The 13,195-nt window shown below is 58.4% G+C and carries 13 protein-coding genes; 5 read left to right on the forward strand and 8 right to left on the reverse strand.

Annotation, left to right across the window (positions count from 1 at the left end):
- Positions 1 to 1,218, reverse strand: a complete 1,218-nt coding sequence (locus GOW60_RS04900) for an ROK family transcriptional regulator (RefSeq protein WP_171228449.1) — start codon at positions 1,216 to 1,218, stop codon at positions 1 to 3.
- A gap of 153 nt (positions 1,219 to 1,371) precedes the next feature.
- Here GOW60_RS04900 and xylF point away from each other — a divergent pair, with 153 nt between their 5' ends.
- The 5 genes from xylF to GOW60_RS04925 all read left to right on the forward strand — a co-directional run bounded on the left by xylF (position 1,372) and on the right by GOW60_RS04925 (position 7,433).
- Complete coding sequence (xylF, locus tag GOW60_RS04905; RefSeq protein WP_152457515.1) at positions 1,372 to 2,391, forward strand: D-xylose ABC transporter substrate-binding protein; 1,020 nt, start codon at positions 1,372 to 1,374, stop codon at positions 2,389 to 2,391.
- Between the two features lie 75 nt (positions 2,392 to 2,466).
- The gene (locus tag GOW60_RS04910; RefSeq protein WP_171228450.1) at positions 2,467 to 3,765 is read left to right on the forward strand and encodes a sugar ABC transporter permease; all 1,299 of its coding nucleotides are present in this window, start codon (positions 2,467 to 2,469) and stop codon (positions 3,763 to 3,765) included.
- The gene (locus GOW60_RS04915) at positions 3,765 to 4,562 is read left to right on the forward strand and encodes an ATP-binding cassette domain-containing protein (RefSeq protein ID WP_171228451.1); all 798 of its coding nucleotides are present in this window, start codon (positions 3,765 to 3,767) and stop codon (positions 4,560 to 4,562) included. Before GOW60_RS04910 ends, GOW60_RS04915 begins: the two co-directional genes overlap by 1 nt.
- 10 nt (positions 4,563 to 4,572) lie before the next feature.
- On the forward strand, positions 4,573 to 5,880 hold the full coding sequence (gene xylA / locus GOW60_RS04920; protein WP_171228452.1) for a xylose isomerase: 1,308 nt from the start codon (positions 4,573 to 4,575) through the stop codon (positions 5,878 to 5,880).
- 197 nt (positions 5,881 to 6,077) lie between these two features.
- Entirely contained in the window at positions 6,078 to 7,433 is a 1,356-nt protein-coding gene (locus GOW60_RS04925) for an MATE family efflux transporter (RefSeq protein ID WP_171228453.1), read from the forward strand.
- Positions 7,434 to 7,443: 10 nt separating this feature from the next.
- Here the strand turns inward: GOW60_RS04925 and GOW60_RS04930 are convergent, their stop codons facing one another.
- The 7 genes from GOW60_RS04930 to GOW60_RS04960 form a co-directional block, all read right to left on the reverse strand.
- Complete coding sequence (locus tag GOW60_RS04930; protein ID WP_171228454.1) at positions 7,444 to 8,541, reverse strand: M56 family metallopeptidase; 1,098 nt, start codon at positions 8,539 to 8,541, stop codon at positions 7,444 to 7,446.
- Positions 8,528 to 8,923 carry a BlaI/MecI/CopY family transcriptional regulator gene (locus GOW60_RS04935; RefSeq protein WP_152459841.1) on the reverse strand — a complete coding sequence of 132 codons (396 nt, stop codon included), beginning with the start codon at positions 8,921 to 8,923 and terminating at the stop codon, positions 8,528 to 8,530. Before GOW60_RS04935 ends, GOW60_RS04930 begins: the two co-directional genes overlap by 14 nt.
- 65 nt (positions 8,924 to 8,988) lie before the next feature.
- Positions 8,989 to 9,390, reverse strand: a complete 402-nt coding sequence (locus GOW60_RS04940; protein ID WP_152457519.1) for a DUF2160 domain-containing protein — start codon at positions 9,388 to 9,390, stop codon at positions 8,989 to 8,991.
- Positions 9,391 to 9,398: 8 nt separating this feature from the next.
- Positions 9,399 to 10,196, reverse strand: coding sequence for a carbohydrate ABC transporter permease (locus GOW60_RS04945; protein WP_152457520.1), 798 nt, complete (start codon positions 10,194 to 10,196; stop codon positions 9,399 to 9,401).
- A complete protein-coding gene (locus GOW60_RS04950; RefSeq protein ID WP_171228455.1) occupies positions 10,193 to 11,056 on the reverse strand; it encodes a carbohydrate ABC transporter permease in 864 nt (287 codons plus the stop codon). Before GOW60_RS04950 ends, GOW60_RS04945 begins: the two co-directional genes overlap by 4 nt.
- Positions 11,053 to 12,129: an ABC transporter ATP-binding protein gene (locus tag GOW60_RS04955; protein ID WP_171228456.1), complete on the reverse strand. Its 1,077-nt coding sequence runs from the start codon at positions 12,127 to 12,129 to the stop codon at positions 11,053 to 11,055. The genes GOW60_RS04950 and GOW60_RS04955 overlap by 4 nt, the downstream gene beginning before the upstream one ends.
- 1 nt (position 12,130) lies before the next feature.
- The gene (locus tag GOW60_RS04960) at positions 12,131 to 13,180 is read right to left on the reverse strand and encodes an ABC transporter ATP-binding protein (RefSeq protein WP_171228457.1); all 1,050 of its coding nucleotides are present in this window, start codon (positions 13,178 to 13,180) and stop codon (positions 12,131 to 12,133) included.
- Positions 13,181 to 13,195 lie beyond the last annotated feature (15 nt).

The raw sequence follows: 13,195 nt of genomic DNA on the forward strand, positions 1-13,195 counted from the left end.
TTAGTTCGCATGAGCCGCCAGCTCCCGGACCTTCAGGATAGAAACTTGTTCAATTCCATAAGCCGCTGCCCCTTTTGCCCACATTGAATCTCCCCAGTGGTTGACCTTGATTTCGGGCAACGGCGCGTCGACGCTGACGACGCCGTTTTGGACACGTGCCATCACCTCGTCTGAATGCAGGTAGTCAAATCGGCCTCTGGCGCCTGACAGGATAATGCACTCGGGGTCGAACAGATTGATCAGGTTCGAAACTCCCATCCCGAACATTTGGCCCGCGCGGGCCAGAACGGAAATGGATCGGGCGTCGCCGGCTTTTGCTGCTGCAAGTATATCGACAAGCGTGCGGGGATCCGTTGCTTCACTGGCGATCGTCGCTTCGCGGATCAGGGCGTATTCCCCCACATAGGCCTCCAGGCATCCGCGCTGCCCGCATTGACACAAGGCGCCGTCCAACTGAACTTTGAGGTGCCCGAATTCTGCGCCGCATCCGCGTTCACCGCGATAAAGCTTGCCATCAAGAACGATGCCCAGACCGATGCCGTGTTCGATCGTAACAACCAAAAAGTTCTTCAGCCCCTTTCCCAATCCAAAAAGCTGTTCCGCCTTTGCGACCAGATTGGCGTCGTTTTCGATGAAGGCGGGGCAGGGGAGCACCTTGGACAACAGCGGGCTCAAATCCACATTTCGTTCCGTCAGCGAAGATGACCAATGCACGAAGTTCTGATTTGCATCGATAAGGCCAGCGATGCCGATGCAGACACCCGACAAATCGGCAAGGGATCGGCTTGCCGAGGCGCAGGCCTGATCAAGCACGGCGCGGATCTTTTTGGCAAACGCATCCGGGGCCATGCGGGCTTGGTCCAGCGGATGCGTGTACGAAGTGATTTCGGTTCCTTCGAAATCCACGAGTATGACTGAAACCTGCTGGCGGGCGACTTTCACGCCCGCGATCAGATGTGACGCACCATTCAGTTTCAACTGTACCCGCGGTCTGCCGCGGCGTGCCGATTTCGAAGGTGTTTCGCTTTCTATTTCCGCAATCAGACCGGCAGACAGCAGATCGGCAGTGGCGGTTGTGATGGTCGCTGGGCTCGTCTCCAACGCGGTGGCGATGTCGATCCGTGAAATGGTTCCTGTGGCCCGGATTTTCTCCAGAACGCGCAGGCGAGTGACGTTCCTTTGGTCCGTGGCATTTGAAGAAGCTTTGCTTTTCAGCATCTTGCCCTCGCGAATCTGATCCCTGTTTCAACCTAGGTGGTTTTTTCAGTTACCGATAGCATAAATATTTTACCGACTGAAATAAATATGCTACTCAGAATTGTCGGGGCCACGAATCATGAAACGATGGCTCAATGAAACCGGGAGGAAATCATGAAACGAATTCTCAGCGCCTCTGTCGTGGCGGTCCTGATGGGGACAGCTGCATTCGCAGAGCCCACGGTCGGCGTAAGCTGGTCGAATTTCCAGGAAGAGCGTTGGAAGACCGACGAAGCGGCGATCAAGGCTGCACTGGAAGCGGGTGGTGCGGAATACATCTCGTCTGATGCCCAATCTTCTTCTGCCAAGCAATTGTCGGATATTGAAAGTCTGATCGCCCAGGGCGTTGATGCGCTGATCATTCTGGCGCAGGATTCCCAGGCCATCGGCCCGGCAGTGCAGGCGGCGGCAGACGAGGGCATTCCGGTCATCGCGTATGACCGTCTGATCGAAGATGACCGTGCCTTCTATCTGACATTCGATAACGTTGAAGTTGGCCGGATGCAGGCCCGCGCGGTGTTCGAGGCGATGCCGAAAGGCAACTATGTGATGATCAAGGGCTCGCCCACGGATCCGAACGCGGATTTCCTGCGTGGCGGTCAGCAAGAGATCATCCAGGCCGCTGTTGACAGCGGCGATATCGTCATCGTGGGTGAAGCTTATACCGACGGTTGGCTGCCGGCGAACGCACAGCGCAACATGGAGCAAATCCTTACCGCGAATGAAAACAACGTCGATGCCGTCGTGGCCTCGAATGACGGTACTGCCGGCGGCGTTGTTGCAGCACTGACCGCGCAGGGCATGGAAGGCATTCCGGTCTCGGGTCAGGATGGCGATCACGCGGCGCTGAACCGGGTTGCCAAGGGTACGCAGACCGTTTCTGTCTGGAAAGATGCGCGTGAGCTGGGCAAAGCTGCCGGTGAAATTGCAGTTGCGTTGAGCAATGGAACAAGCCCCGAGGACATTGAAGGTGCCATCAAATGGACTTCGCCCGGCGGAACCGAGATGAATTCGGTCTTCCTTGCGCCTGTACCGATCACCAAAGACAACCTGTCCGTCGTGGTCGATGCTGGCTGGATTCCGTTGGAAGACCTGTGTCAGGGCGTCGAAAACGGCCCTGCACCCTGTAACTAAACCAAGTTCCAAACCATAATATCTCTGGCCCGCAAGGGCGGGCCAGAGATCATAGCTGAACATGAAAGATCGGATATGACCGAAACTTCGTCTCAGCCGGTACCCCAAAAAGCAAAGGCCAACCTGTTTCAGCAACTGGAACTGGATATGCGGCTATTGGGCATGATCGGCGCCTTCATCATCCTGTGCATTGGCTTCAACATCGTGACGGATGGCCGCTTTCTGACGCCCAGAAACCTGTTCAACCTGTCGATCCAGACCGTCTCGGTTGCGATCATGGCCTGCGGCATGGTGTTCATCATCGTCATGCGCCACATTGACCTGTCGGTTGGGGCGCTGCTGGCGACCACATCTGCCGTGATGGCGATGACCCAGACCGAGCTCTTGCCGAATGTTCTGGGCATGGGTTTGAACCACCCGGCGACCTGGGCGATCACGTTGGTGGTGGGCCTTGTGGTTGGCACATTGATCGGCGCGTTCCACGGTTGGATGGTGGGGTATCTGACCATACCAGCCTTTATCGTGACGCTTGGCGGTTTTCTGGTCTGGCGCAACGTCGCCTGGTACATGACCGATGGACAGACGATCGGCCCGCTGGACAGCACGTTTCTGATGTTTGGCGGCACCAACGGGACCTTGGGAACAACCGTCAGCCTTCTGTTCGGCCTGGCCGCCACGGCTGTTGCGATCTGGGCGTTGTGGAGCGGTCGCCGGTCCAAAGCCGCTCATGGATTCCCTGTTAAGCCGGTCTGGGCTGAAGCAACGCTGGCCGGGATCATCGGCATCGCCATTATGGGTTATGTCTTGATCGTCAACAGCTATGCCATCCCGACCCGTCGTCTTGAACGCATGTTCGAAGCGCGCGGCGAGACCATGCCGGAAGGGTTGGTTGTGGGATACGGCATCCCGATTTCGGTTCTGATCCTGATCATTGTGGCGGTGACATTGACCGTCGTGGCCCGCAAAACCCGCTTTGGCCGTTACATCTTTGCCACCGGCGGCAACCCGGACGCGGCCGAGTTGTCGGGCATCAACACCCGTTTGATGACCGTCAAGATCTTTGCCCTGATGGGCTTCCTGTGCGCGCTGTCGGCAGTCGTGGCCTCGGCCCGTCTGGCCAACCACTCGAATGATATCGGGACGCTGGATGAACTGCGCGTGATTGCCGCTGCCGTCATCGGTGGAACGGCGCTGTCCGGCGGCATCGGAACGATCTACGGCGCAATCCTTGGCGCGTTGATCATGCAGGCGCTGCAATCCGGCATGGCCATGGTTGGCGTGGATGCGCCGTTCCAGAATATCGTCGTCGGCACCGTCCTGGTTCTGGCCGTCTATATCGACATCGTCTATCGCAAACGTCTGGGGGCGAAATGATGCAAGCACAAGAAACACAGAACCGGACTTCGGGTCGCGGATCGGGCCAGCCTCCGCTGGTGGAAATGCGCGATATCTCGATTTCTTTCGGGGGTATCAAGGCGGTAGACCATGTGTCGGTCGATCTCTACCCGGGCGAGGTCGTGGGCCTTCTGGGCCACAACGGGGCCGGCAAATCCACCCTGATCAAGGTTCTTTCGGGCGCCTATCAGATGGACCATGGCGAAATCCTGATCGACGGCAAGAAGGTCGAGATCAACAACCCCCGCGACGCGCGGGCGAACAATATCGAGACGATCTATCAGACGCTGGCGCTGGCGGACAACCTTGATGCAAGTTCGAACCTGTTTCTGGGCCGCGAAATGGTCACGCCCTTTGGCCTGGTCAACGACGCCGCGATGGAGGCGGAATGCCGCAAGATCATGGCGCAGCTGAACCCGAACTTTCAGAAGTTCAATGATCCGGTCTCGGCCCTGTCGGGCGGTCAGCGTCAATCGGTGGCCATTGCACGGGCGGTGTATTTCAACGCGCGTATCCTGATCATGGACGAGCCCACGGCCGCACTTGGCCCGCACGAAACACAGATGGTGGCGGACCTGATCCAACAGCTCAAGGCGCAGGGGATCGGGATTTTCCTGATCGACCATGATGTACACGCGGTGATGGAGCTGTGTGACCGGGCCTCGGTCATGAAGAACGGGCAATTGGTTGGAACAGTCGATATCGCAGACGTCACCGATGACGATCTGTTGTCGATGATCATTCTGGGCAAAAAGCCCGGCGAAAAGACGGAATGAGGTAAGCGAAATGACGAGCGGTTTTTTTCAGGGAATTGAAGAAGTCCAATTTGAAGGCGAGGACAGCAAGAACCCGCTCGCATTCCGTCACTACAACCCGGACGAGATTATCTTGGGCAAGCGCATGGAGGATCACCTGCGTTTTGCCGTGGCGTGGTGGCATTCCTTCGCGTGGGAGGGCGGAGATCCGTTTGGCGGCCCCACTTTCGAGCGCCCCTGGCACCCACAGGATGACATGGGCCGCGCCAAGATGAAGGCCGATATCGCGTTCGAGATGTTCCAGACTCTGGGACAGCCCTATTTCTGCTGGCATGATGCCGATATCCGTCCAGAGCAGGGGAACTTCGCCGACAATCTGCGCACGTTGAACGAGATCACCGACTATATTGGTGAAAAGATGCAGGCATCCGGCACCAAGCTGTTGTGGGGTACGGCCAACATGTTCAGCCATCGCCGCTGGATGGGCGGTGCCAGCACCAACTCCGACCCCGACGTCTTTGCCTTTGCTGCCGCCACGGTGAAATCCTGCATGGATGCCACCCACAAGCTGGGCGGAGAAAACTATGTGCTGTGGGGTGGGCGCGAAGGGTACGAGACGCTGCTCAACACCGACATGAAAACCGAGCTGGATCATATGGGCCGGTTCCTGAACATGGTGGTCGAGTACAAGCACAAGATCGGGTTCAAAGGTGCGATCCTCGTCGAACCCAAACCGCAGGAGCCATCAAAGCACCAATATGATTTCGATGCCGCGACCTGCATCGGTTTCCTGCGCAAATATGGGCTTGAGAATGAGGTCAAACTGAACCTCGAACAGGGTCACGCGATTCTGGCGGGGCACAGTTTTGAACATGAGATTGCAGTAGCCGCGGCCGAGGGGATGCTGGGCTCCATCGACATGAACCGGAACGATTATCAATCAGGATGGGATACGGATCAGTTCCCCAACAACACCCCCGAGGTTGCGCTGGCCTATTACCACATCCTGAAGGCGGGCGGGTTTACCACCGGCGGCACCAATTTCGATGCCAAGCTGCGCAGGCAGTCGATCGATGCCGAAGATCTGATCGCCGCGCATGTGGGCGGGATGGATATCTGTGCCCGGGGCCTGAAAGCAGCGGCGGCGATGATCGAAGATGGTGGATTGGAACAGGCGCTGGCTGATCGGTATGCGGGCTGGAATACGCCCGAGGCGCAGGCAATGCTGACCTCTGGTCTTGATGAGATTGCAGCGCGGGTGCTGGCCGAGGGTCTCAATCCAGATCCGCGCTCGGGGCGTCAGGAAATCCTCGAGAACTACGTGAACCGTTTTGTCTGATCCCCATGGGTTCAGCCGGTCCTGAAAATAACTTGTGTACAATGCCCCGGAAACGCGTGAGTTTGCTTCAGCGTTGGCCGGGGCTTTCTCTTGCTGGGCGCAACGGCATCAAAGGCCCGTCGGGGTGAACAAGTGGGGCGAGCAGGGTTTTGGCGGATCAATCGGCAAGCAAAGCGGTGTTTCTGAGCGGCAGTCTGATGCTGCATGTGACACGCATGTCATTGACCACCAGCATTGGCCTGATGGCCATTTTTGCCGTCGACTTTGTCGATATGATCTTCATCTCGATGTTGGGCAACGATGCGCTGGCGGCGGCGGTGGGCTATGCCGGGACGCTGCTGTTTTTCACCAACGCGATCAATATCGGATTGTCGATTTCCGCCGGGGCGCTGGTCGCGCGCGAACTCGGGGCCGGGCGGGCTGAACAGGCAAGACATTACGCGTCCAGTGTGGCTGTTATCGGGCTGATTGCCGGGCTGACGACCTCGGGACTGGTCTTGTTAAACCTCAGCTACCTGCTGTCCTTGCTTGGCGCGGAAGGAGAGGTTCTGAGGCTGGCGACGCGTTATGTGTCGATCATCCTTCCGACCATGTTCGTGATGTCCATTGCGATGACGGCGATGGCCGTGCTGCGCGCCCATGGCGATGCGCGGAGGTCAATGATGGCCACGATCTACGGCGGGGTGGTGAATGCGGTTCTGGACCCGATACTGATCTTTGCGGTCGGGCTGGGGCTGGATGGGGCCGCAATCGCCTCGGTCCTGGCGCGGCTGTGCATGTTGGGGGCGGCGTTGTGGCCAGCACTTCGGGTGCATCGGGGATTTGCGCGCCCTTCACTGAAGCAGGTTGCAAAGGATTTGCGCCCCGTGCGGGCGATTGCAATTCCAGCGGTTCTGACAAATGTCGCCACGCCGATCGGCAATGCAATCGTTGTGCGGGAAATCGCGCAATATGGAACGGATGCGGTTGCGGGCATGGCCGTGATAGGGCGCCTTTTGCCGGTGGCGTTTTCGGTCATCTTCGCTCTGTCCGGCGCGATAGGGCCAATCATCGGACAGAATTTTGGGGCCGAAAAGCTCGATCGCGTGCGCGCTGCCTTTCTGGCAGGGATCAAGTTCACGGCTCTTTATGTCGCTTGCATGTCGGCCATTTTGTTTTTGCTGCGCGCACCGATTGCGGATCTGTTTGCTGCCGAGGGCGAAACCCGCAGTCTGATCTATCTGTTCTGCGGCCCGTTGGCATTGGCTTCGTTCTTCAATGGCGTGATCTTCGTGACAAATGCCAGCTTCAACAATCTGGGGCATCCGGTCTATTCCACATGGATAAACTGGGGTCGTCACACTATCGGCACTTGGGTTTTCGCGACGATTGGTTCACAGATCGCCGGCGCATCCGGCGTTCTGCTGGGGCAGGCGTTTGGAGGCGTCATCTTTGCAGTCATAGGCTGGGTTATGGTCGCGCGGGTCGTGGCGCGGTTGGAGCGCTCGCAAGCGCTCGAGCCTTTTTCAGATCAGGGTCGGCTTCATTCGCTGTTCGGGCGTCGCGGCTGGTGATCAGGTCGGATCAGTTCCCCTGATTGCGTGCTTCCAGCCGTTCCAGATTGACCACGGTTGACAGCATCAGGCGGTCATGGCTCCAGTCCTGCGTTTGCTGGATCGACGCAGACCCCAATGCAAGAAGGGTGGCGAAGGTCAGTGCCATCCCAAGGAACAGAGCGGGCAGGGTGGGCACCGCCGGCTGTGCATCGGTCAATGCAAGCACGCGCTGACGCAGCACGCGCTTGGCCTTGCCGCCCGTCACAAACGCGACATTCAGAACACGAGGATTGTTTGCCGAGATCGTACGCGCGCAGTAATCCAGCAGGCAGGAAGTGTATTCGCGCGCATCGATCCGTTTGCGGGTCACCACGGACTGGTCACATGCCAGTTCACGCAAGCGGCCAAACTGATATTTGAGCATCAGATAGGCTGGGTTCCAGAACAACAGCGGGCGCAGCATTTCAAAGCCCAGTTCCCATTCCACGTCACCGGCCCGAACATGCTGAAGCTCGTGCGCCAACGCAAAGCGCAGTTCGTGCGGGGTATCCAGCAGGTGGCTTGGCAGTACGACGTGGCGACGGCGCAATCCGCGCACGGCGAAGGGTACGGTGATGCGGTCAGAAAGACGGATGTCAACCTTGGCCGACTGCCGCCAAAGAAAGCTGGATTTGACTGTCTGACGGATCATCGCCGCGTCCCGCAGAGCGCGGGCCGCAAACACGGCGGCGACCAAAACAAGCAGCGTCACAAGGGCAGTGATCACCGGCTGTTGCCCCGACAACGCAAGATCCACCCACCGTTCACGGGTGTTCAGCAAGGCCTCGAACTGGGTAGCGGGCATGGCGATATCGCCGCGCAGATAGGCGGCAACGGCGATGTCGCCAAGCGCCATGGCGCTGCCCGGCCATGCGTAAGAGGCGAATGATGACACGCCGAACGCAAGAAACGGGCTGATCAGTACGCACACGCAAAGCGCCTTGATCGCACGCAACTGCGCGACATAGCTGTGGCGCAGGGCTGTTCGGGTCAGGGCTGCGCGGGCCGCCAGCCAGATGACGGCTGACAAGGCCAGCACGATGTTGAGTTCGATAAACGTGTCGAGAACCGGTCTAACCGCTGTCATTTTGCAGTCTCCTTTCTACCAGTGCTCGAATTTCCTCCAGGTCGGCTTCGCTCAGCCCCGCATCATCGACAAGCCGTGCCACCAGTGTGGCGGGTGTGTCGTCAAATAGAGTGCGGGACAGGTTTTGCAGAGAACGGGCCTGATATCTGTCCTTTTCCAGAAGCGGCTTATAGATCAGGGTCTTTCCTGTCTTGCGGCTTTCCACAAAACCTTTCTCGTCTAGGATACGCAGGATCGTGGCACCGGATGTATAGGCCAGATTGCGTTCCGAAGGCAGGCGGTCAAGGACATCTCGCACCGAGCCTTGCCCGAGGGCCCAGAGCTCGTTCATGAACTCCAGTTCAACCTCGGTCAGCAGATTTGTTGTCTTTTTCTTTCGCATCGATCTCGGTGTTGTCATGTTTAGTATGCCTGCCAGACAAGCATCCTTTCGCGATTTCTCAAAGTCTAAACTTTCCAGAACACAAAAACGCCCCAGCCGATAGACAGGAAAAGAGGTGTCCATACCGGCTGCCCGACAATGCCCAGCCATGCGAGGAAGATATAGGCGGACCCCAGAAGGGTGATGAAAAGCCGATCGCCCAATGTGGTTGTCAGCCCCAGTACACCGCGCCGTTCTATGCCATCGCGATACTTGAAGCCCTCAAGAACGCCAATCAGCGCGATGGCCGAAAAGATGCCGACAAATACGGCAAGTGTCGCCGGGGTCCAGGCCATCCAGAAATCGGGCCACAGTGGTGCAGTCCAGGAAAAACCTTTTTCCTCTTGCTGGCCGACACTGCCCCATCCGGCCTGCTGGGCAAAGGTCGTAGAAGGAAGGAAAAGAAGGATGAGAAGAAGTTTACGCATATCGAACCTCACACACGTCCCATCGCGAAACCACGCGCGATGTAGTTGCGGACAAACCAGATGACGATGGCGCCGGGGATGATGGTCAGGGTGCCGGCGGCGGCCAGCAGCCCCAATTCATAGCCCGCGCTGGACGCGGTGCGGGTCATCACGGCGGCGATGGGTTTGGCCTCGACCGCGGTCAGGGTCTTGGCCAGCAGCATTTCCACCCACGAGAACATGAAACAGAAGAAGGCCGCCACGCCCACGCCCGCTTTGATATTGGGCAGGAAGATCGTCACGAAGAAACGCGGGAAGGAATAGCCGTCGACATAGGCGGTTTCATCCAGCTCTTTTGGAATTCCCCGCATGAAGCCTTCCAAAATCCAAACTGCCAGCGGCACGTTGAACAATGTGTGCGCCAGTGCCACAGCCAGATGCGTGTCGAACAGGCCGATCGAAGAATAGAGCTGAAAGAACGGCAAGGCGAAGACCGCTGCCGGGGCCATCCGGTTGGTCAGCAGCCAGAAGAAAAGCTGCTTGTCGCCCAGAAACCGATAGCGAGAGAACGCATAGGCAGCGGGCAAGGCGACGCTGACCGAAAGCACCGTATTCAACGTCACATAGGTGATCGAGTTGATATAGCCCCAGTACCACGTCGGGTCCGTGAAGATGGTGATGTAATTCTCCAGCGTAAAGGTCTGGGGGAACAGGGAAAAGCCCGACAGGATCTCGTTCGTGGTCTTGAAGGACATTGCCACCAGCCAATAGATCGGCAGCATCAGGAACGCGATATAGAGGATCGGGATGAGAGACCGCTTCTTCATTGCGCGTCATCCTTTGTCATCAGAGTGTAGAAGAGCCACGAAACCAGCAGCGTGATGGCGAAATAGATCAGGCTCATCGCAGCCGCAGGGCCAAGGTCGAACTGCCCCAGCGCGATTTTCACAAGGTCGATCGACAGCAGGGTGGTCGCGTTGCCGGGCCCACCCCCGGTCAGCACGAAGGGCTCGGTATAGATGTTGAAACTGTCCATGAACCGCAGCAGGACCGCGATCGTCAGAACTGTCTTCATCTTGGGTAGCTGGATGTAGCGGAACACCGACCAAGGGCTTGCGCCGTCGATCTTGGCCGCCTGATAGTAGGCGTCCGGAATCGACACGAGGCCTGCATAGCACAGCAACACGACCAGCGACGTCCAGTGCCAGACATCCATAACGATGACGGTGATCCAGGCCGAAAGCGGCTGTTGCGTCATGTCATAGTTGATGCCCAGAACGTCATTCAGGAAATATCCCAACAGACCGATTTTGGGCAGGGTGAAGATGTTCCACATGGACCCAACGACGTTCCACGGGATCAGCATCGGCAGGGCCATCAGCACCAGGCAGACAGGCACCCAGAAACCTTTGCGCGGCATCGACAGGGCCACGATGATGCCAAGAGGCACTTCGATGATCAGGATCAGGAAAGTAAACAGGAACTGTCGTCCAAGTGCGGCCTGAAACCGGTCCGACCGCAGGATCTGTTCGAACCAACCCAGGCCTTCCCAGAAAAACTGGTTGTTGCCAAAGGTTTCCTGCACCGAATAGTTGACCACCGTCATCATCGGCACCAGCGCGTTGAACGCGACCAGTGCCAGCACGGGCAGGACAAAGAACCATGCTCTTTGGTTTTCCGTTCTCATTGCGCCCGCTCCTCGGTAGCGATCCAGCCGTCGCGATAGACGCGGGATTGTTCTGATTTGAATTGCAGGAAAACCTGCGAGCCCGGCTCAGGCACTCTGTGTTCGGTAACGGCCTTCAGGGCGGTGTTGCCGACCATTGCGCTGACCACATAGTGGCGACCGATATCCGAAACCTTGGTCACATGCGCCGGAATGCCGGTGTCGCCGAAGCCAACATATTCTGGGCGGATACCCAGATCGGTGCGGCCCCCCTCTCCGTGGGTCGGACCCTCCAGCATCACCTCGTGGCCTTCGAACACCGCGCGGTCGCCCTTGGCCTCACACGGTAGAACATTCATGCCGGGTGATCCGATGAAGTGGCCGACAAATGTGTGTTGAGGGCGCTCAAACAGTTCGACCGGCGTTCCGATCTGCACCACCTCGCCTTCCTGCATCACAACCACCTCGTCCGCGAAGGTCAGGGCTTCGGTCTGGTCGTGGGTCACGTAGATCATCGTGGCCTGCACACGCTGGTGTAGCTCTTTCAGCTTGGACCGAAGTTTCCATTTCAGATGCGGGTCGATCACGGTCAGCGGCTCATCAAACATCACTGCGTTCACGTCGTCGCGGACAAGGCCGCGACCCATCGAGATCTTCTGCTTGTTATCCGGGCTCAAACCCGAGGCACGGGTGCCTAGCATATCCGTGACGTCCAGCATCTCGGCAATCTCATCGACACGACGCTTGATTGTCGCTGCATCGACGCCCCGGTTTTTCAGGGGGAACGCAAGGTTCTCGCCCACGGTCATCGTGTCGTAGATCACCGGAAACTGGAACACCTGCGCGATGTTGCGCTGATCGGGGGGCAGGGCGGTCACGTCCTTACCGTCAAACAGGATCTGCCCCTCGGAGGGCGTCAACAGCCCTGAGATGATGTTCAGCAGGGTGGACTTTCCGCAGCCCGACGGGCCAAGCAGCGCATAAGCTCCGCCATCGCGCCAGGTCACGTCGATTTCCTTCAGCGCATAATCTTCCGGGCCTTTCGGCGTCGGCATGTAGCTGTGTCGAAGGTTTGAAAGCTTGATCTGTGCCATGTCAGGCCACCCTTTTGCCGTCTTGGCCGAAATACCTGCAGTGGGCCGGGTTCATGTAGAAGCTGTGGTCTTCGCCCACCTGATACGGATGCACACCCGTGGCGAGCGACACCCACGCGTCATCTCCATGTTGGAAATGCGCGCTGGAATCCGAACCCGACAGTTCGGTCACGATCACGCGGCCGGTCAGTTCTACGTCCGCGTCAGACGTACGGAACGGCGTCACACGATGCGGCCGCACCGCGACCATGTAATCCCCATCGGCCATGTCGGTAACGGTCCAGCCACCTCCACCGGCCAATTGCGCCTGCGCGGCAGAAACGGTGATGCGTGCGACATTGATCGGCGGATCCGAAAAGACCCGCGCGGCGGCGATGTTCTCGGGGTTGCGATAGATGTCAGCGGTTGGCCCGAACTGGGTCACGCGGCCATCTTCCATCAGGGCGGTGTAGCCGCCCAGCAGCAGCGCCTCTTCGGGCTCGGACGTGGCATAGACCACCACGGCCCCGCGACCTGCGAACAGATCGGGTAGCTGCTCGCGCAGTTCTTCACGCAGTTTGTAGTCGAGGTTGGCCAGCGGTTCGTCAAGGAACACGGCGCGGCTTTCTTTGGCAATAGCACGCGCCAGCGCGGTACGTTGTTGTTGCCCACCCGACAGCTCGTGCGGGCGGCGGTGCAGCATCGGGCGCAGTTGCAGCAGGTCGGCGGCCTCTTCCACGCGGCCTTCGATCTCGGATTGCGCCATGCCTGCCACACGCAGGGGCGAGGCGATGTTGTCGAATACGGTCATATGTGGGTAGTTCACGAAGAACTGGTGCACGAGGCTGATTTTTCGCTTTTGCGTATTCAGCCGTGTGACGTCCTGCCCATCCATCAGGACCTTGCCCGAGGCGATCGGGTCCAGCCCGGCCATCATCTTGATCAGAGAGGTCTTGCCCGAGCCCGTCGCGCCCAGCAGCACGTTGAAGTGGCCTGTTTGAAGGGTCAGGTTTGTGGGCTTGATATGGATGACGTTGCCGACCCTTTTGGTCGCGTCTTGAAGTTCGATCATGTCCGTGGGTTCCGG

The organism is Ruegeria sp. HKCCA4008, from assembly GCF_013033125.1.
Classification (GTDB): domain Bacteria; phylum Pseudomonadota; class Alphaproteobacteria; order Rhodobacterales; family Rhodobacteraceae; genus Ruegeria.